Annotated in this window: 19 protein-coding genes and 1 pseudogene; 12 read left to right on the top strand and 8 right to left on the bottom strand. The window is 50.6% G+C overall.

Annotated features, from left to right (window positions below):
• Both sanA and rimO read right to left on the bottom strand, forming a co-directional pair.
• The gene (gene sanA, locus OI69_RS12510) at window positions 1-780 is read right to left on the bottom strand and encodes an outer membrane permeability protein SanA (RefSeq protein ID WP_039350883.1); all 780 of its coding nucleotides are present in this window, start codon (window positions 778-780) and stop codon (window positions 1-3) included.
• Window positions 781-961: 181 nt separating this feature from the next.
• Entirely contained in the window at window positions 962-2275 is a 1314-nt protein-coding gene (rimO, locus tag OI69_RS12505) for a 30S ribosomal protein S12 methylthiotransferase RimO (protein ID WP_039350881.1), read from the bottom strand.
• 280 nt (window positions 2276-2555) lie between these two features.
• Between rimO and OI69_RS12500 the strand changes: the two genes are divergently transcribed.
• Complete coding sequence (locus OI69_RS12500; protein WP_039350878.1) at window positions 2556-3713, top strand: PQQ-dependent sugar dehydrogenase; 1158 nt, start codon at window positions 2556-2558, stop codon at window positions 3711-3713.
• 30 nt (window positions 3714-3743) lie between these two features.
• On the opposite strand, the gene OI69_RS12495 is transcribed toward OI69_RS12500, so the two are convergent.
• Window positions 3744-4361, bottom strand: coding sequence for a glutathione S-transferase family protein (locus OI69_RS12495; RefSeq protein ID WP_039350876.1), 618 nt, complete (start codon window positions 4359-4361; stop codon window positions 3744-3746).
• 362 nt (window positions 4362-4723) lie between these two features.
• Between OI69_RS12495 and OI69_RS12490 the strand changes: the two genes are divergently transcribed.
• Entirely contained in the window at window positions 4724-5929 is a 1206-nt protein-coding gene (locus OI69_RS12490; RefSeq protein WP_039350873.1) for a serine hydrolase, read from the top strand.
• Window positions 5930-5933: 4 nt separating this feature from the next.
• Here OI69_RS12490 and deoR read toward each other — a convergent pair whose 3' ends face one another.
• The 3 genes from deoR to OI69_RS12475 all read right to left on the bottom strand — a co-directional run bounded on the left by deoR (window position 5934) and on the right by OI69_RS12475 (window position 9452).
• Window positions 5934-6722 carry a DNA-binding transcriptional repressor DeoR gene (gene deoR, locus OI69_RS12485; RefSeq protein ID WP_039350870.1) on the bottom strand — a complete coding sequence of 263 codons (789 nt, stop codon included), beginning with the start codon at window positions 6720-6722 and terminating at the stop codon, window positions 5934-5936.
• Between the two features lie 31 nt (window positions 6723-6753).
• Entirely contained in the window at window positions 6754-7434 is a 681-nt protein-coding gene (gene deoC / locus OI69_RS12480; protein ID WP_039350866.1) for a deoxyribose-phosphate aldolase, read from the bottom strand.
• Window positions 7435-7763: 329 nt separating this feature from the next.
• Window positions 7764-9452: an aspartate:alanine antiporter gene (locus tag OI69_RS12475; protein ID WP_039351225.1), complete on the bottom strand. Its 1689-nt coding sequence runs from the start codon at window positions 9450-9452 to the stop codon at window positions 7764-7766.
• A 500-nt stretch (window positions 9453-9952) separates the two neighbouring features.
• Between OI69_RS12475 and OI69_RS12470 the strand changes: the two genes are divergently transcribed.
• A complete protein-coding gene (locus OI69_RS12470) occupies window positions 9953-10324 on the top strand; it encodes an inner membrane protein YbjM (protein ID WP_039350863.1) in 372 nt (123 codons plus the stop codon).
• Between the two features lie 68 nt (window positions 10325-10392).
• Here the strand turns inward: OI69_RS12470 and OI69_RS12465 are convergent, their stop codons facing one another.
• Window positions 10393-10659, bottom strand: coding sequence for a GrxA family glutaredoxin (locus OI69_RS12465; RefSeq protein ID WP_010277298.1), 267 nt, complete (start codon window positions 10657-10659; stop codon window positions 10393-10395).
• Between the two features lie 286 nt (window positions 10660-10945).
• On the opposite strand from OI69_RS12465, the gene nfsA reads away from it, so the two are divergent.
• The 9 genes from nfsA to rlmC all read left to right on the top strand — a co-directional run bounded on the left by nfsA (window position 10946) and on the right by rlmC (window position 19827).
• Entirely contained in the window at window positions 10946-11665 is a 720-nt protein-coding gene (gene nfsA / locus OI69_RS12460) for an oxygen-insensitive NADPH nitroreductase (RefSeq protein WP_039350860.1), read from the top strand.
• Window positions 11666-11681: 16 nt separating this feature from the next.
• Window positions 11682-12593, top strand: coding sequence for a 30S ribosomal protein S6--L-glutamate ligase (rimK, locus tag OI69_RS12455; RefSeq protein ID WP_039350857.1), 912 nt, complete (start codon window positions 11682-11684; stop codon window positions 12591-12593).
• 278 nt (window positions 12594-12871) lie between these two features.
• On the top strand, window positions 12872-13351 hold the full coding sequence (locus OI69_RS12450; RefSeq protein ID WP_039350854.1) for a type III secretion system chaperone family protein: 480 nt from the start codon (window positions 12872-12874) through the stop codon (window positions 13349-13351).
• A gap of 329 nt (window positions 13352-13680) precedes the next feature.
• Complete coding sequence (potF, locus tag OI69_RS12445; protein ID WP_039350849.1) at window positions 13681-14790, top strand: spermidine/putrescine ABC transporter substrate-binding protein PotF; 1110 nt, start codon at window positions 13681-13683, stop codon at window positions 14788-14790.
• A gap of 200 nt (window positions 14791-14990) precedes the next feature.
• Window positions 14991-16124, top strand: a complete 1134-nt coding sequence (gene potG / locus OI69_RS12440) for a putrescine ABC transporter ATP-binding subunit PotG (RefSeq protein WP_039351222.1) — start codon at window positions 14991-14993, stop codon at window positions 16122-16124.
• Between the two features lie 14 nt (window positions 16125-16138).
• Window positions 16139-17104, top strand: coding sequence for a putrescine ABC transporter permease PotH (gene potH, locus OI69_RS12435; protein ID WP_039350846.1), 966 nt, complete (start codon window positions 16139-16141; stop codon window positions 17102-17104).
• Window positions 17101-17946, top strand: a complete 846-nt coding sequence (gene potI / locus OI69_RS12430; RefSeq protein WP_039350843.1) for a putrescine ABC transporter permease PotI — start codon at window positions 17101-17103, stop codon at window positions 17944-17946. Before potH ends, potI begins: the two co-directional genes overlap by 4 nt.
• A gap of 167 nt (window positions 17947-18113) precedes the next feature.
• Window positions 18114-18566: a YbjO family protein gene (locus OI69_RS12425; RefSeq protein ID WP_039350840.1), complete on the top strand. Its 453-nt coding sequence runs from the start codon at window positions 18114-18116 to the stop codon at window positions 18564-18566.
• A gap of 127 nt (window positions 18567-18693) precedes the next feature.
• The gene (rlmC, locus tag OI69_RS12420) at window positions 18694-19827 is read left to right on the top strand and encodes a 23S rRNA (uracil(747)-C(5))-methyltransferase RlmC (protein WP_039350838.1); all 1134 of its coding nucleotides are present in this window, start codon (window positions 18694-18696) and stop codon (window positions 19825-19827) included.
• A 246-nt stretch (window positions 19828-20073) separates the two neighbouring features.
• Here the strand turns inward: rlmC and OI69_RS20245 are convergent.
• Window positions 20074-20271 (bottom strand): annotated as a pseudogene (locus tag OI69_RS20245) (IS110 family transposase); the annotation flags it as partial.

Raw genomic sequence — 20271 nt, 5'->3', positions numbered from 1 at the left:
TTATGGCACGGCTTGCGCGTTCTGTGGCGTAGATTCCGGTGTCGTTTCTGTCAGTGGGCCAGGTTTAGCCTGCTGAGTGGGTAAAAGAAGCACCTGTTCTGGCAGAACGGCAGGATAATTTGGCGCGTTTTCTGGAATGGTATGTTCTGCTGGAATCGGCACCTGTGGCCCTAAAAAGCGTGGCTCGCGTTTGAGGATATACAGATCAAACAGTGCGCCCAGGCGAGCGCCAAATTCGCGAATCCGCACGGTCATCATATTTTTTGGAGAAGGCACGGCATAACACTGCGCCTGAATACCGAGGTGGAGTGCGATAAACAGGGCACGCTCGCAGTGAAAGCGCTGGGTGATAATGGTGAAATCGTTGGTATCAAACACTTTGCGCGTTCTGACGATAGAATCCAACGTGCGGAACCCCGCATAGTCCAGCACGATATCCGAAGGTGGAACACCTGCGGCGATCAAGTCACGGCGCATCGTCATGGGTTCATTGTAACTTTGCAGGGCGTTATCACCGCTCAATAGCAGATAACTGATTTTACCGCTGTTGTAAGCGTTAATCGTCCCTTGTATGCGGAATAGATAATACTGATTGACCATACCGGTACGGTAGTATTTCGCGGTTCCCAATACGACGCCGACCTGACGTTTTGGTAAGCTCTGTAGTTCTTCGTAAATGAAGGGGGCAGTTTTCCAACTGATCCAGCGATCGAGGGCAAACGCGGAAAGCAGCAGCACGCTAACGAGAGCTAACAAACCAAATGTCAGGCGTTTCCACATGCTTATGCCTCGGGTAAGGCGAGTCGACTAGTCATGTCTCAAGGCTACTTTACCTGACAAGGGGACGCAAGACGCAGGCGAGGAATGGGCAGTTTATTGATTGAATTTTCAGCGTTCATGCCGGTATAGCGCGAAATAAAACGCCAGCCTGTCGGATAGAAAAGCTGGCGTGATGGGCGTGTTAAATCCGGCTGCCCCACAGGTCGTATTCGTCGGCGTGTTCGACTTTTACTTTGACGATGTCACCGACTTTTACATTGGTTTCGCCGTTCAGATAAACCGCGCCATCAATTTCAGGCGCATCCGCCATGCTGCGGCCAATTGCGCCTTCTTCGTCGATTTCATCGATCAGAACCAGCACTTCACGACCAATTTTATCCTGCAAACGCTGAGTGGAAATCGTCTGCTGAAGCTGCATGAAGCGGTGGAAACGTTCTTCTTTGATCTCTTCCGGCACCTGATCTGGCAAGGCATTTGCCGCGGCACCTTCGACCGGGCTGAATTTAAAGCAGCCTACGCGGTCAAGTTTGGCTTCTTTGAGGAAATCGAGCAGCATCTGGAAATCCTCTTCCGTTTCGCCGGGGAAGCCGACAATAAAGGTAGAACGCAGCGTGAGGTCCGGGCAAATTTCACGCCAGCGTTTAATTCGCTCCAGCGTTCTTTCTACTGCACCGGGGCGCTTCATCAGCTTGAGAATTTTCGGGCTGGCGTGTTGGAGTGGAATGTCCAGATAAGGCAGGATTTTGCCTTCTGCCATTAATGGGATCACATCGTCTACGTGTGGGTAAGGGTAGACATAGTGCAGGCGCACCCATACGCCCAGCGATGCCAGTTGCTCACACAGGCTGACCATGCTGGTCTTGACCGGTTGACCGTTCCAGAATCCGGTACGTTGTTTTACATCTGCCCCGTATGCCGAGGTGTCCTGAGAAATGACCAACAGCTCTTTCACGCCGGCATCAACCAGACGTTTTGCCTCATCCAGCACCGAGCCGATAGGGCGGCTATCTAAATCGCCACGCATTGAAGGAATGATGCAGAATGTGCAGCGGTGGTCGCAGCCTTCTGAAATTTTCAGATACGCGTAATGGCGCGGGGTGAGTTTCACGCCCTGCTCGGGAACCAGGCTGGTAAACGGATTATGTGTCGGTTTAGGGACATATTGATGGACGTGTGACAGCACCTGCTCGTAGCTGTGAGGGCCGGTAATTTCCAGAACCTTGGGGTGCACTTCGCGTATTTGGTTCTCTTTGGCACCCAGACAGCCGGTTACGATCACTTTACCGTTTTCATTCAGCGCCTCGCCGATGGCTTCCAGCGACTCTTGTACGGCGCTGTCAATAAAACCACAGGTATTGACGATCACCAGTTCAGCGTCGTCATAACGGGGGACGACCTGATAACCTTCAGTACGCAGTTCGGTCAGAATCCTCTCGGAGTCGACGAGGTTTTTTGGGCAACCGAGGGAAACAAAGCCGATACGTGGTTGTTGCATATTATTCGCTCACAAAATAAACAGAAAATAAAAACCGGAGGATTCTACACCATAGTTGATTATCCTTATAGTCAGTGGTGTAAAACTCAGCATTTTATCGCGGTGGCAATGACGTTTTCGTGGAAGGCGCGTCGCAAAGAGATGTTAACGTTTCTTGATGAGGTTACGACTGATGATTCCTCTGAATTTCTTCAATAAATGTAAACCTTGTCGTATTCTTTTGCACAATCCTCAGCAGACACCTACATTAACAGAACTTTTGTTGGATGGAGACAACGCGATGTTCTGCTGCCTGATGCCCCGCAATTTTGCTTCACACACCCTATTACGCCGTGCGCCACATTGGTTACTGCTCAGCGCTACGCTCCTGTTTTCCAGCCAGTTATTGGCGGCTGAACCGAAAGTGACGGAATTACAGGATAAATTGGATCATCCATGGTCATTAGCGTTTTTACCGCAAGATCAGGGGATCCTGATTACCGAACGTGCCGGGAATTTGCGGTTATGGAAAGCGGGTAGCGGGCTGTCTGCGCCAATCGCGGGAGTGCCGAAAGTCTTCGCTCATTCGCAAGGCGGATTATTGGATGTCGTGCTGTCGCCTGATTTTGCCCAGAATCGCCGTATCTATCTGAGCTTTGCCGAAGCAGGGAGCGATGGTAAGGCAGGGACTGCTGTTGGATACGGCAAACTGTCTGATGATAACCAGCGAGTAGATAATTTTACCGTCTTCTTCCGGCAAGAGCCAAAACTGTCAACAGGCGCTCACTTTGGTGGCAGATTAGCATTTGATCGACAAGGCTATCTGTTCATCTCTCTGGGAGAAAATAACCAGCGTCCCACCGCACAGGATCTCGGCAAATTACAGGGTAAACTTGTTCGCCTGACGGCAGATGGTAAGGTGCCTTCTGACAATCCCTTTGTTAACACCCCGAATGCACGACCGGAGATCTGGTCTTATGGGCACCGTAATCCACAGGGATTGGCGGTTAACCCATGGTCAGGCGCCGTGTGGGAAAATGAGCATGGCCCAAGGGGCGGTGATGAGGTCAACATTCCTAAAGCAGGGGAAAATTATGGTTGGCCGATCGCCACGCACGGGATTAACTATTCCGGTATGGATATTCCAGAAGCAAAAGGAAAAGAGGTCAAGGGGATGGTGAACCCCGATTTTTACTGGGAAAAATCACCGGGTATCAGCGGTATGGCGTTCTATAACAGCGATCGTTTTCCACAGTGGAAAAACTCAGTCTTTATCGGTGCATTAGCAGAACGTAATTTGATTCGCTTGACGCTTAATGGTGATAAAGTCGCGTCACAAGAACGTCTGTTAGGTGACCGCGGTGAACGTATCCGAGATGTAAAACTGGGGCCTGACGGCTACCTCTATTTGCTGACCGATCACGATGATGGCAAATTGCTAAAAGTCGGACTGGAGTAACAATCAGGCACCTTACGGTGCCTGATTCGCTTAAGACAGTGGGATCATTACGTGTTTCTGGTATGCCGGACGTTCAGTGAGTTGTTGATACCAGCGCGCCACATGAGGATGCGACTGTCGTTCAATCGGCATATTTAGCCAACCGTAGACAATGCAGCCTAGCGGTATATCGCCAATGCCAAACTGTGCGCCAGATAACCACGGCTGATGAGCCAGAACGGTATCGACAATACCGAACAAACGCTCGCATTCGGTGATACTTTTCTGAACTAACGCCATATCGCGTTTTTCCGGCGCGACGCGCACCATATTAATGAACGCAGGCCCGAAAGAGACGGCGAGGGCGTTTGCCCAGTCCATCCACTTTTCAGCACTGGCGCGTTTGCCTGCATCGGCAAGATACAGTGAATCCTGACCATATTGTGCCGACAGATAACGTACGATGGTGTTGGATTCCCACAGTACCAGATCGTCGTCCTGCAAACAGGGGATGAGTCCGTTAGGATTCATCGCCAGATAATCGGCATCATGGTTACGACCGAATTGCCCCCCCGCTGCAATATGCTGATAAGGCAGCGCAAGTTCTTCCGCGCACCACAGGACTTTCTTTACGTTGGTCGAATTATCACGGCCCCAAATCGTTATCATAGCTACCTCTTTTGGCATGAAGGATGTTCAGATATGTGCCACAGTCGATGAGAAATGATGATATGCCTTTTTAGTCCTTATGATAGGGGGGCATTGTTAATATTGGCAATTGATGCGTGTTATCCACGCCGTTCGTTATTTTCTCTGATTTTTAGTTGCCTACATTTTCAGATATTCCTTATTCTTCCCTAAGTCCTTTTTTTATTTGTACTTTTTTAGAAGCTTTCATTTCTTTGACTATCTTTACAGAATGAACGGTTTTCATCCCAGAGATGACGCGTTACCTTTGTATGTTACTAAAGTTTTCAAAAAATATTGAAAATTAAGAATTTTTAACGACTGATGGACATCGCGGCGAACTCATGAAAACAACTCCTTTGCTGACCAGACTCACGTCTTTCTCTGTAGGTACGGTATTGCTTGTTGGTTTAGTGCCAGTCACCTATGCGGAACAGTTGCCTGCGGTGCCGCAGATTGACGCCAAAGCCTTTATCCTGATGGATTACCACAGCGGCAATGTGCTGGCAGAAAGTAATGCCGATGAGCGCCTTGACCCAGCCAGCCTGACAAAAATTATGGCGAGCTATGTGATTGGGCAAGCGATCAAATCCGGTAAAATTAGTCCGACGGATGAAGTCACCGTCGGAAAGGATGCCTGGGCAACCGGTAACCCAGCGCTACGCGGCTCGTCGTTAATGTTCCTTAAGCCGGGCGATCGCATCCCCGTTTCTGAGTTAAATAAAGGCATTGTTATTCAATCCGGTAACGATGCCAGCATTGCCCTGGCGGATTACGTGGCGGGCAGTCAGGATGCCTTTGTCAGCCTGATGAATAATTATGTGAAGGCGCTTAACCTGACGAATACGCATTTCCTTACTGTACATGGGCTTGATGCAGCAGGGCAGTACAGCACCGCTCGCGATATGGCGCTGTTAGGGCAAGCGCTGATCCGCGATGTGCCGGAAGAGTATGCGTTGCATAAAGAAAAAGAGTTCACCTTCAATAATATTCGCCAGCCTAACCGTAACCGCCTGCTGTGGAGTACCAATCTGAATGTGGATGGCGTGAAAACCGGTCATACCAACGGGGCAGGACACAATCTGGTGGCCTCGGCAACCGAAGGTAATATGCGCCTGATTTCCGTGGTACTGGGGGCGCAAACCGACGCTATTCGTTTCCGTGAAAGTGAAAAACTGCTCACCTGGGGTTTCCGCTTTTTTGAAACGGTGACGCCGATCAAAGCCGATGCGCCTTTTACCACGCAGCGGGTTTGGTTTGGCACCGAGACAGCGGCACGGCTTGGCGTGGCTAAGGATGCCGCGCTGAGCATCCCGAAAGGGCAAATGAAGAACCTGAAAGCCAGCTTTACGCTAAATCAACCGCAGCTTTCCGCACCGTTAACCAAGAATCAGGTTGTCGGCACCATCGATTTCCAACTGGATGGTAAAAGTATCGGGCAGCGTGAACTGGTGGCGATGGATGATATCCCCGAGGCTGGTTTCTTTAGCCGCTTGTGGGATACGGTGGTGATGAAGGTGCAGCAGTGGTTCGGCGGGTTGTTCGGTTAAGAGCCTATAGGGACAAGCTCGAACTCCCGGCGTGGATTAACTGGATACCCATGTGGGAAAAGTAGCGTAGGTACTGGTCGCTTGGGGCACAGTCGGAAATGATCGTATCAAACAGCGTCATCGGACCGATGCTGGCGCGTTTGATCTGGCCGAATTTGCTGCTGTCTGCCACCATAATGACGCGTTGTGCGGTCGCCATCGCCCGTTGCTTCATGCCTAGCTCGGCAAAGTTAAAGCAGGTGGCACCCACATTAAGTTCGATACCCGCCGCCGAGATAAACGCTTTATTCGGACAGATGTTGTCCAGTTCGCAACGCTGGTTGAGCGGGGTAAAAATCGCGTTATCGGGATGATATTCCCCGCCGCACAAAATCACTCTGCACGCTTTTTTTTCTTGTAATGCTAAAAAGGTGTTCAGGGAATAGCAAATAGCAGTAAAAGGCAGTTCATTAGGAATGGCATCAATAATGAAGGGGATCGTAGTGCCACAGTCGAAAAAAACGGTATCATTCGCTTCCACCAGATAGGCGGCGGCCATCCCAATCGCCTGCTTTTCTTTTACGTGCTTTGTCTGCTGGTCAGAGACAAAATAGTTCGCGGCGCCATTATGTTTCAGATCACCCACGACGTAACCGCCGAGCAGCATGACGCTGGTGGCATCCGCATTCAGATCGCGGCGCACGGTCATCTCAGACACGCCGAGTAGCTGCGCGGCGTCTTTAAGATGGAGTTTATCGGTTTTTTTTAAGGCCTGAGCCAGTTTGCCGATGCGTTCGTCGCGCCGCGTTTCCATAGAATTCCCTGCTGATAAGCGATTTTTGTTGTTAGTAATTTCCTGCTGCGTCAGCGTCACCTGAAACGATAGCCACGCCTGAACTGGTGCCAATACGCGTTGCGCCAGCTTCAATCATTTTCTGTGCCGTTTGGCGATCGCGAACCGCGCCGGATGCTTTAACCCCCATCTCGTTACCGACGGTGTGGCGCATCAGTCGAACGTGATCTTCACGGGCGCCGCCCGTGCTGAAACCGGTAGACGTTTTGACGAACGCGACATCCAATTGGCGGCACATTTCACACACCAGCACAATTTGTTCGTCATCAAGCAGACAGGTTTCCAATATTACCTTCAACGGTATAGCGGCGCAAACCTCGCGCACGGCCTGAATATCGGCTTTGACAGCGGCGATATGCCCACTTTTCAGCCAGCCGACGTTAATGACCATGTCAATTTCCTGTGCGCCCGCGTCTATAGCGGCTTTGGCTTCAAAGGCCTTGCTGGCAGTCAGCCCTGCACCAAGAGGAAAGCCGATAACAGAACACACCTGTACCTCAGTGCCTTTCAGCTTGTCGGCCACTAAGGGAACGTAACCGGAATTAACACAGACGGCATAGAAACGGTGTGCTATCGCTTCTTCGCACAGCGTGATGATTTGCTGTTCGGTGGCATTCGCTGCCAGTAACGTGTGGTCGATATAGTGTGCGTAATTAAACGGTTCGGTTGTCATGGCGGATCCTTGATGATTTCGGTAAAAAAGCACGATGAGATGATTATGGCATTCAATGTTTTTAATGTCATAAAAATAACAAATATAATTATTTTCGTTATTAAAATAACAAAAAATACAATGAATGTGATAACACTGACAGCGGTATGGGGAGGGGGGAAGGACATGAAGCAGAAAATAAAACGCCCATCGTTCTTGAACCTGAAAGGCGGGAACGATGGGCTCCTCAATAAGGGGAATCAAAGAAAAGCAGTGGCACTTACTCAGACTTTCGGGCAAAGAAAAAGTTCTGCGTTGGGGCTAAATATTATTGACGACTTTTTACATTTTCAGCCGGGCAATTCAGGCCAGATAACCACAATAAGTGAACCGGCTAATGTGAGTAGCACGTTAGCGATGGCATAAGTTCCCGCATAACCGAGAGCAGGGATGTTACTGCGAGCCGTATCGCTGATGATCTCCATCGCCGGTGCGCAGGTGCGTGCGCCCATCATGGCGCCAAACAGCAGCGCACGGTTCATTTTCAGCACGTATGCGCCGAACAGAAAACAAATCACCACCGGCAGCAGGCTGACAATAAGCCCGGAAGCCAGCATCTGAATACCGACCTCGCCCAGGCTACTGTTGATGGTGCTGCCTGCACTCAGGCCGACACCCGCCATAAAGACCATCAGGCCAAATTCTTTGACCATGTTAAGCGCGCCTTGTGGGATATAGCCGAAGGTTGGGTGGTTGGCGCGCAGGAACCCTAACATGATGCCAGCGAAGAGCAATCCGGCTGCGTTACCGATTCCAAAGGTAAAATTGCTGAATTGGATGGTGATCAGTCCGACCATCACGCCGATAACGAAAAAGGCGCAGAAGGCCAGCAGATCGGTAACCTGACTATGAATAGAAATAAACCCGATTCTGTCAGCGATGCTTTTTACCCGGCGGGCGTCACCGCTGACCTGCAAGATATCGCCTTTATTCAGTACGACGTTATCGTCAATCGGCATTTCAATTTGGCTGCGGATAATACGGTTAAGAAAACAGCCGTGATCGGTCAGTTTCAGTTGGCTAAGGCGCTTGCCGACGGCATTGTGATTCTTGACGACGATCTCCTCGGTCACAATGCGCATGTCTAACAAATCCCGGTCAAACACTTCCTTACCATCACGGAAATTGGAGTTCAGACGAGAGTGGGCGTCGGGATAGCCCACCAGCGCAATTTCGTCGCCGATTTGCAAGACGGCATCGCCGTCGGGGCTGGCCAGGATCCCGTTGCGTCGGATGCGTTCGATGTAGCAACCGGTCTGGCGATAGATCCCCAACTCGCGTAAATTCTTGCCATCCGCCCAGTCAACCAGCTCAGGCCCAACGCGATAGGCGCGAATGACCGGCAGATACACTTTTCTCTGGCTGTCAGCATCCAGCCCACGCTCGCGTGCAATCTGCTGCGCACTGGTGGGCAGATCCTGATGCTGGAGTTTGGGCAGATAGCGAGCGCCAAAAATGAGGCTGACCAGCCCGACTAAATACGTCAGCGCATAGCCCAGACTCAGGTGATCTTGTTCGAGGCCGAGTTGGCTACCTAAACTGGCGGTATTGCGCAGCGTGTCGCCCGCACCGACCAGTACTGGTGTTGAGGTCATTGAACCCGCCAGCATCCCAGCCGTCAGGCCAATTCCCCAGCCAAAGAGTTTACCTAAGCCTAATGCCAGTAACATGGCACTGCCAACCATCACCAGTGCCAGCATGAAATAGTTTTTCCCATCGCGGAAGAAAATAGAAAAGAAATTTGGCCCGGCTTCCACACCCACGCAAAAAATAAATAACATAAAACCGAGGCTCAGCGCTTCGGTATTAATCGAAAAATGTTGTTGGCCGAGTAATAAAGAAACAACTAAAACGCCAATAGAATTACCGAGTTGTATTGGTCCGAGGCGTAATTTCCCTAAGCAGAGTCCTAAGGAAAGAACCACGAATAAAAGCAGAATGTAATTCCCGTTTAACAAATCAGCGACGTTTATATTCATGGAATGTAACTTGTTATTTACCAGTAAGTTCTTGATGTTATTCATTATAACGGCTAGATTTAGCCATGATATGCATGAATTCCGTGACGGTATCAATACGCGTCGGCTGAAAGGAATCAGCGTCGTTCAGTATAATTTATCCGATAAAAAATGTTCAGTGTAATTATTGTTTAATTTAATAATTGTGGTGTCGCTGTTGAAGATATGCGGCGGGTTGGACTCTTTTCCAGCAGATAACCGCGTGCCGAATAAATCGTAGCGAAGCCTCATGTTCTTCATCTCCGGGAATATGTCCTAAATAATTTGAGTGGCAGAACAAAACGTCAACGTTTTGAACAATGCGGCAAGAGAAGAACGCATTCGTTAGGAACGAATGCGTTCTGCCAACGCAGATGCGACTTGAAGTATGACGGGTATAGATACCCCCATCATTTTTACCATACCGGGGTTGCGGTATCTGGTTGATGCTGGGTGGGAGGCATAGTGAGAGGGGACGATTTATGGCAAGAAATAAAGGTTGGATAGGTACGACCTGCTGTTTTTTATTATTCACGGTGGTGTTTCTAAGTCAAAAAATTGACGTATCGGAAGTGACGGCGAGCGATGGGCTGCGGGGTAGCCCTGGCATGTTGTTCTTTCTCCTGCCCGGTATGGTGGCGTGTTTTTTTTCTGCGCGTGCTCGTCTGCTTTACCCACTGTTTGGGGCGCTGGCAGCAATGCCGGTATGTTTGCTGTTGCTCCATCTGTGGAATACGCCGATGCGCTCTTTCTGGCAAGAGTTGGCCTACGTGATGAGTGCGGTTTTTTGGTGCGTATTGGGGGCGTTGGGGATGTTGTGTTTGCGGCGTCTTTATCGACGCTATCTGCGTTGAATGGGGCGAGTTTCAACCCATAAAAAAGCGCGAACTTTCGCCGCGCTCTTGTGCCGCCACTCTACTGATTATGACTGGAACAGGGCCAGATGCTCTTTCGCATAGGCTTCAAAATCGGTGCAACCGCCGATGTGTTTTTCATCCAGGAAAATCTGCGGCACGGTTTCAACCGGTTTTCCAACCGTTTTCGATAAATCTTCTTTTGAAATGCCTTCTGCGTGGATGTCTACATAGCGGAAGCTGAAGTCATCACGTTGCTCGGCCAGTTTCTCAGCCAGTTCTTTCGCACGGACACAATAAGGGCAGGCTGGGCGCCCAAAAATGACAGCGAACATGTAAGCTCCTTTGTAAAATAGAAAGATATTCTCATTCTTGAAACGTATAGCGTGACGTCTATTGCAGACAAAATCACGGCTAAAAATGTTACGGTTAATGAGGTTACTGCGAATCGCGCTACTATGCCCGTATTCATTGATGAAAAAAAGTAGTCATTGCCTGTTACAACGATTTGCTGAAGCTATCAGGCGGCAGAGTAATGCAGCTCTCACCTGCGCTACGATATAATGCCGCCATACTTCAAACAGTACGTGAGACGGACTTGACCGACCGAAGGATGCCCGTGTGACACCGACCATTGATTTGCTACAACGCCACCGTTCAATTCGTGCGTTTACATCCCAGACTGTGACGGATGAACAACGCCACGCCATTATTACCTCCGCACAATGTGCGTCCAGTTCCAGCTTTTTACAATGCAGTTCGATTATCCGCATTACCGATCCTGCCGTGCGTGAAACACTCGTTCACTATACCGGCGAGCAAGCTTATGTGGCGCAGGCCGCAGAGTTTTGGGTCTTTTTCGCCGATTTTCATCGTCATGTAGAGATATTCCCACAGGCGGAAACCGGGCTGGCCGAGCAGTTGCTGATTGGCTGTGTCGATACGGCTATTATGGCGCAAAATGCCTTGGTCGCTGCTGAGTCGCTGGGGTTAGGTGGGGTCTTTATCGGCGGGATCCGCAACCGTATTGCTGACGTTACGCAACTGCTGCAACTACCAAAACAGGTTCTACCGCTGTTTGGCCTGTGTCTGGGATACCCGGATGCGGAGCCGATGCTCAAACCGCGTATGCCAACCGCCATGATGTTACATGAAAATGTTTACCAGCCGCTTGGTCGTGATGTGCTGGCACAATATGACCAGCAAATAGCGGAATACTATCTGCAACGTACCGGTAGCCGCCGTGAAAGTTGGAGTGAACACGTTGAGCAGACGTTGAAAAAAGAGCTGCGTCCCTTCATGCTGGACTACTTACATCAACAAGGATGGGCGATACGCTAGTATCTGTAGGATATTTATGAAGATAGCCATTCTGTCTCGTGATGGAGCCTTATATTCCTGCAAACGTCTGCGTGAAGCGGCTGAGGCGCGTAAGCACAGCGTTGAGATTATCGATCCACTCTCCTGCTATATGAACATCAATTCGGCGGCGCCGTCGGTGCATTATCGTGGACGTCGGCTGGATAAATATGACGCGGTTATTCCGCGTATCGGTTCACAGATTACCTTTTACGGTACGGCGGTATTACGCCAGTTTGAAATGCTGGGAAGCTACCCGCTGAACAACTCTGTCGCGGTTATTCGTGCCCGTGACAAACTGCATTCATTGCAACTTCTGGCTCGTGAAGGAATTGACCTGCCCATCACCGGGTTCGCTCACTCGCCGGATGATACGGGCGATCTGATTACGCTGGTGGGGGGGGCTCCGCTGGTCGTCAAACTGGTGGAAGGGACGCAGGGAATCGGTGTGGTACTGGCGGAGACGCGTCAGGCGGCGGAAAGTGTCATTGATGCGTTTCGTGGGTTAAATGCACATATTCTGGTACAGGAATATGTGCGTGAAGCGCAGGGTAAAGATATTCGCTGTCTTGTGATCGGTAATCGGGTGGTGGCGGCGATTGAACGGCAGGCAAAAGCGGGAGAGTTTCGTTCAAACTTACACCGTGGCGGATCGGCGAATAATGTGAGAATTACCGCGCAGGAGCGTGCGATTGCCATCAAGGCGACGAAAGCGCTGGGGTTGAATGTGGCGGGCGTTGATATTTTGCGTTCCAATCGGGGGCCGCTGGTGATGGAGGTAAACGCGTCACCGGGACTGGAAGGTATTGAAACGACAACTCGGTTCGATATTGCTGGCATGATGATTGAGTTTATTGAGCAAAATACTCAGAGGCACCTCGCAACACCGGCAACAATAGTCAAAAGCTAGTTTTCTGAAACAAAGGTAACCCCCTAAAATACGGGATATCCCTTGGGATGTGGGGATTGGCTCAGGTTGATCGGCATCGTCGTCGTGCAGCAGAATGAGGAATGCGGGCGATGGGGTGCTTTTATCATGGCATCGTCGCCCAATATTCCGTAAGCTATGTGCCGTTTTTAACGTTATTCCCGTTTGAATAGGGTTTCTGTTTTAACATTGCTGCGGTGTGGGCGGTGTTTTCTTTTCAATAACGCTGTCTTTACGGCGGCAGGTATGAGGCAAACATGATGGATTCACTCATCGTCCCGGATTTGGCTATGCTACGGCGGTGGCTGGATCAACTGAACATTCTGTATTTCGAATGTGATTCCTGTCAGGCGCTCCATCTTCCTCATATGCAAAATTTTGATGGCGTGTTCGATGCGAAAGTTGATCTGGTAGATAATGTGATCCTGTTTTCTGCGCTGGCTGAGGTAAAGCCCAGCGCGCTCATTCCTCTGGTCGGGGATCTGAGCCAAATCAATGCCAGTTCATTGACTGTTAAGGCGTTTATCGATGTTCAGGACGATAATCTGCCGAAATTGATTGTGTGCCAGTCATTCAGCGTCGCCGCTGGCATGACGTTAGAACAATTCAGACATTTCATGCAGCAATCCGAAGAACAGATCTCAATGGTAATTCTTGAAGCCAGTGCTAATAATCTGCTGTTTATCGGCGAAGAAGAAGATGGCTCTACTGGCAGAACCACGACGTCACACCTGCATTGATACAGTTGCTGCCAACGGCAGCAATTGGTTTTACTTATTTTTCTCTCGCCGACATTTATTCTGTTTATTTCGCCTTATTACCAGATATTTCACTTTGTTTGCCGTTAATCGCCTGCATCACATCGATAAAATGTGAATAAATAATCGTTAAAACCCATTTTTTACGTTCAAGTATGGTGCGCGCGAAGTTGTGGGGTTATGCTTTATTTCTGCAAGAGACAGATGACTAATTGCATACTATGTCTGTGTCTGCGCGAATAAAATTCGGTGCATACTCATTCACCGATTTTGCTCCCACGAATCACCCCCTTGTATGGAGGAAGGAACGGATGTTCACCCAACGTAAAAAATGGCTATCGGGTGTTGTTACCGGCTTGCTGATGGCCGCGTCCGTCACCGCGTCTGCGGAAGAGAAAACGCTGCATGTTTATAACTGGTCCGATTATATCGCGCCGGACACGTTAGCCAATTTCCAGAAAGAAACCGGTATTAAGGTCGTCTATGATGTGTTTGATTCTAACGAAGTGTTGGAAGGCAAGCTCATGGCGGGTAGCACGGGTTTTGATCTGGTGGTGCCTTCTGCCAGCTTCCTTGAGCGTCAGCTCTCAGCCGGGGTCTTTCAGCCGTTAGACAAGAGTAAACTACCGAATTACAAAAACCTCGATCCTGAGCTGATGAAGTTAATTGCGCAGCACGATCCGGGGAATAAATATGCCTTGCCTTACCTGTGGGCAACCACGGGCATTGGTTATAACGTCGAAAAAGTCAAAGCGGCGCTAGGTGCCGATGCGCCGGTTGACAGTTGGGATCTGGTGCTGAAACCAGAGAATCTGGAAAAGCTGAAAAGCTGTGGCGTCTCTTTCCTGGATGCACCGGAAGAGATCTTTGCGACGGTGTTGAACTATCAGGGTAAAGATCCGAACAGCACCAAACCGGGTGATTACACCACGACGGCCACCGATCTGTTGCTGAAACTGCGCCCGAGCATTCGCTACTTCCATTCGTCACAATATATCAACGATCTGGCAAACGGCGATATCTGCGTTGCGGTAGGCTGGGCGGGTGACATTTTGCAGGCAGGAAACCGGGCGAAAGAAGCAAAAAACGGGGTGAATATCAAATACAGCATTCCGAAAGAAGGTGCGCTGGCATTCTTTGATGTTCTTGCTATTCCAAAAGATGCTAAAAATTTGGATGAAGCCTATGCGTTTCTGGATTATCTGATGAAGCCAGACGTCATGGCAGGCATCAGTAATCATGTGTATTACGCGAGTGGTAATCTGGCATCCTTGCCGTTGGTGAACGAAGAAATTCGTAATAACCCAGGCGTCTACCCGCCAGCGGATGTACGTGCCAAACTGTTTACGCTCAAGGTGCAATCGCCCCAGATTGACCGTACCCGCACCCGTGCATGGACCAAGGTGAAAAGCGGCAAATAGCGGCTTTGATCGAGTGATACCCAATAGAGGCAGCACGCTATAGCACATGCTGTTTATAGAAGGTATAAAATGTGGCAAAGAACAGGCGGATGAACCGCCTGTTTGCGCTCTATATTGTGCCACACCGCTGAATGCAAAAAGCGCCGAATGGCGGCATCAGCCGTGTGGCTTGTTCTGCTTTTGCCGGAGAGCAATGCGAAGTGAATGACGCGATCCCCCGCCCTCAATCAAAACCTCAAAAAGCGGCCACACCGCTGCTGGAAGTGCGTAACCTGACGAAGTCGTTCGATGGTCAGGCCGCCGTCGATGATGTCAGTCTGACGATTTATAAAGGCGAAATTTTTGCACTGCTGGGTGCCTCGGGTTGTGGGAAATCCACGCTGCTGCGCATGCTGGCAGGTTTTGAACTCCCCACGCAGGGGCAGATTGTTTTGGATGGTCAGGATTTGTCATTGGTGCCGCCTTACCAGCGCCCCATCAATATGATGTTCCAGTCTTATGCGCTGTTTCCACATATGACGGTGGAAAAGAATATCGCGTTTGGTCTGAAGCAGGACAAGCTGCCGCGCGCAGAAATCAAAGATCGTGTGGAAGAGATGCTGTCGCTGGTGCATATGCAGGAGTTTGCTAACCGTAAACCGCATCAGCTTTCCGGTGGCCAGCGTCAGCGAGTTGCGTTAGCGCGTAGTCTGGCGAAGCGCCCCAAACTGCTGTTGCTGGACGAGCCGATGGGGGCGCTGGACAAGAAACTGCGTGACCGTATGCAGCTTGAAGTCGTTGATATTCTGGAACGCGTAGGCGTGACCTGCGTGATGGTGACGCACGATCAGGAAGAAGCCATGACGATGGCAGGCCGAATTGCCATTATGAATCGCGGCAAATTTGTGCAGATTGGCGAACCGGAAGAGATTTATGAACACCCGAATACGCGTTTCAGTGCGGAATTCATCGGTTCGGTCAATATGTTTGAAGGGATCTTGCAGGAGCGTCGGGACGATGCGCTGATCATTAAAAGCCCAGGGCTGGTACACCCGCTGAAAGTCGATTCGGATGTCTCGGTGGTGGATGGCGTTCCGGTTTACATTGCGTTGCGTCCTGAAAAAATCATGCTATGTGAGGAGGTTCCTGCTGACGGTTGTAATTTCGCGGTAGGCGAAGTGGTGCATATTGCTTATCTGGGAGACTTGTCGATTTATCACGTCAGGCTCAACAGCGGGCAAACCATCAGCGCGCAATTACAAAATGCCTACCGCTATCGTAAAGGCACACCAACCTGGGGAGATGAAGTTCGGTTGTGTTGGGATGCGGATAGCTGTGTGGTTCTGACGGTGTAGCGAGGAAGAATGTCATGACTTTATTTCCTGAACATAGCACGGCGGAACCACCGGGCAAGGCCAGACTCTGGATGCGTGTGTTGATGGCGCGCTGGCGTCAAAAGCACGGGCGTAAGCTTGTCATCGCGCTGCCGTATCTGTGGCTGCTGCTGCTGTTTATGCTGCCGTTCCTGATCGTGTTCAAAATCAGCCTTGCAGAGATGGCGCGGGCGATCCCGCCGTATACCGATCTGGTTTCCTGGATGGACGACAAACTGGATATTTCCCTGAATCTTGGGAATTACCTGCATTTGTTGGACGATCCGCTGTATTTCGATGCTTATCTGCAATCGCTTCAGGTGGCGGCGGTATCAACGCTATGTTGCCTATTTATCGGCTACCCGCTGGCCTGGGCGGTGGCGCACAGCAAACCCTCAACCCGTAATATTCTGCTATTGCTGGTGATTCTGCCGTCATGGACGTCATTCCTGATCCGCGTTTATGCCTGGATGGGGATTCTGAAAAATAACGGTATCCTGAATAACTTCCTGCTGTGGCTGGGGGTGATTGATGAACCGCTGGTCATTCTGCATACCAATCTGGCGGTGTATATCGGCGTCGTGTATTCCTATCTGCCGTTTATGGTGTTGCCTATCTATACTGCGCTGATGCGGTTGGACTATTCGCTGGTGGAAGCCTCGTTGGATCTGGGCGCACGACCTCTGAGAACCTTCTTCAGCGTGATCGTTCCGCTAACGAAAGGTGGGATTATTGCCGGTTCGATGCTGGTCTTCATCCCAGCGGTGGGGGAATACGTGATCCCAGAACTGCTCGGCGGGCCGGATAGCATTATGATTGGTCGTATTCTGTGGCAGGAGTTTTTCAATAACCGAGACTGGCCAGTGGCATCGGCCGTCGCCGTCGTCATGCTGGTTCTGTTGATTATGCCGATTATCTGGTTCCACAAACATCAGAGCAAAACGGCGGAGGGTGAGGCGTGAATAATTTACCTGTTGTTCGCTCACCGTGGCGTATTGTGATCCTGGTGCTGTGTTTTACGTTCCTTTATGCGCCGATGCTGATGCTGGTGATCTACTCGTTTAACAGTTCCAAACTGGTGACGGTGTGGGCGGGATGGTCAACGAATTGGTACGTCGAGTTGTTCCACAATACGGCGATGATCAGTGCGGTGCTCCTTAGCCTGACAATTGCCGCCGCGTCGGCAACGATGGCGGTGATCCTTGGGACGATTGCCGCCGTGGTCATGGTGCGTTTTGGCCGTTTCCGTGGTTCCAATGGGTTTGCCTTTATGCTGACGGCACCGCTGGTTATGCCAGATGTCATTACCGGTCTGTCGCTGTTGCTGCTCTTTGTCGCATTAGGACATGCGATTGGGTGGCCTGCGGAGAGAGGGATGTTCACTATCTGGCTGGCACATGTGACGTTCTGTACCGCGTATGTCACCGTGGTGATTAGCGCTCGTCTGCGTGAACTGGATCGCTCGATTGAAGAAGCGGCGATGGATCTGGGGGCAAACCCGCTCAAGGTCTTCTTTATTATCACGGTGCCGATGATTGCCCCCGCGCTGCTTTCTGGCTGGCTATTGGCGTTTACGCTGTCGCTGGACGATCTGGTTATCGCCAGCTTTGTAGCCGGGCCTGGTTCAACAACGCTGCCTATGCTGGTGTTCTCCAGCGTCAGAATGGGCGTTAATCCACAAATTAACGCATTAGCTTCCCTGATATTGTTAGTCGTTGGTATTATTGGTTTTATCGCCTGGTGGTTTATGGCGAGAGCAGAGAAACAGCGCTATCGCGATATGCAAAAAGCGAGACGCGGCTGATTCGATTTCTCACTGTAATGTTAGCCTCGCAACGATTTCCAGCAACGCCGCCAGAGTATGGGGGCGTTGCTGTTTTATCAGCAGCGGATTCTATATTGGTGCTGTAGTTTTGGCGGATAAATACCGCATGAAGGGAGAGCGTTGAAATTCTGTACGCGAAGAAGGAAATGACACAACGCAAAGCTTATGCTCCGGTGCCAGTGATGGTAGCGGGGATTGCGATTATTGCTACCCGCTTTTTGGGGATTGTGCTCCTGGTGTGGGAGTTAGGCTTCAGCGATCTGGGCGGCTGGATTGGCAGTAACGCGGAAGCCTGGGATTCAACGCTGGTATTACTGTTATCGATCGTTATTGTTGGTGTTGAGATCCGCTGTGGCTTTGCTGTTTTAGCCGGGGGAAACTGGGCTCGATGGGGTTATGTGGCTTGTCAGGGCGTCGTCGTGTGTTACCTCCTGCTGGCATCGCTAAGTGAACTGCTGCCAGCAATATTTCATATTTCAGGGGAGAACAACGCTGCCGTGCTGCACCAGCTTCTGTTGCAAAAGATCCCCGATCTTCTGGTGATCGTTTTACTGTTTCTGCCACGGAACAGTAAGCGCTTTTTTCTACGGCAGAAATAGACCTGCCTATCTCTTAAATCGGTCTGGCAACTGGCGTCGCCTATAAATAAGCGGAAAGGTCGCAGGGTGACGCCGCTAGGGTGATATACTGTTTTCATTCCGTATTATTTTTAATAGTTAGATTTTTATGCATTGTGCCCGCTACAGCACGGGAACCTGTCGTTCCTGCCAATGGCTGGAAAAAGCCTACCCACAGCAATTGTCTGATAAACAGCAACATCTTGAAGGCTTACTGCAATCGCATGCTGTGCAGCGTTGGTTACCGACACACCCCTCTGCGCAGTCTGCATTCCGTAATAAAGCCAAAATGGTGGTGAGCGGCAGCGTGGAACGCCCGTTGTTGGGGATGTTGCATCGCGATGGAACGGCAGTAGATCTTTGCGATTGCCCGCTTTACCCTTCCAGTTTCGCACCCGTTTTCGAAGTGCTTAAAGTCTTTATCGCCCGTGCGGGGCTAACGCCGTATAACGTGGCCCGACGCCGTGGGGAACTGAAATATCTACTCCTGACGGAAAGTACGCAGTATGGTACGTTCATGCTGCGTTTTGTCTTACGCTCAGAAGCCAAACTGGCACAGCTACGTGCCGCATTGCCGTGGCTACGGCAGCAATTGCCTCAGCTTGAGGTGATATCGGCCAATATCCAGCCTGTGCATCAGGCGATTATGGAAGGCAAAACGGAGATTATCCTGAGTGAGTCTGCCGCGCTGGCTGAGCAGTTCAATCAGGTGCCGTTGTATATCCGCCCGCAAAGTTTTTTCCAGACTAACCCACCAGTCGCTGCTGCGCTGTATGCGACGGCGCGTGACTGGGTGGCAGAATTAAATATTACCAGCATGTGGGATCTGTTCTGTGGGGTAGGGGGATTTGGCCTGCATTGCGCATCACCCGCAATGCGTCTAACGGGGATTGAAATTAGCGCGGAGGCGATAGCCTGCGCACGCCGCTCTGCGGAACAGTTAGGATTGAAGCAGGTGGAGTTTCAGGCGCTGGATTCAACGCAGTTCGCGACGGGTAAAGCGGAAATTCCCGATCTGGTGCTGGTTAACCCGCCGCGCCGCGGTATTGGCAGCGAGCTGTGCGCCTACCTGAGCCGTATGGCGCCGGGCTATATTCTCTACTCCAGTTGCAACGCTGAAAGTATGGCGAAAGACATGTCAGAACTGGTGAATTACCGCGCGCTGCGCGTGCAACTGTTCGACATGTTCCCGCATACGGCGCACTACGAAGTGCTGACGTTATTGAAACGGGAAAATAGATAAAAAAACTAGGGAATCTACGTTTTGTAGGTTGTCTACAGCAGGCGTAAAAAATTGCGCTGAGGTGAGCGTTATCGCCGAGTGAGCGGCAGGACGCCGCGAAAGCCAGTGCCGCGTCGGGAACGCGTCACTGGCGGCTCGAAAAGCGAGAACGAACGCCGAAGGTATCGCGTAGCGACGCAATTAGCGCCAAATAGCCACAGGTCAAGGAGCGCGGCAACTGAGTAACCGTGTTGCCAGTCAAGCGCTTCAATCGGTTACGACGCCGTAATTTTTGTCATAGGGCTGTTGAGTATGAAGCACGCCATAGCATAGATGAACCAGTTTCCTCATCGCCGCCCCTATTGCCAGCATCTTTACCTTGCCTTTTAGCAATAGCCGCGTGTATTGCGCTTTTACATGACGATTGTGACTTATAGCGGCAATGGCCCCCATATACAACTTCGC

This window comes from Pectobacterium fontis, assembly GCF_000803215.1.
GTDB classification, from domain to species: domain Bacteria; phylum Pseudomonadota; class Gammaproteobacteria; order Enterobacterales; family Enterobacteriaceae; genus Pectobacterium; species Pectobacterium fontis.
This window is presented reverse-complemented; position numbering and strand designations above follow the sequence as displayed.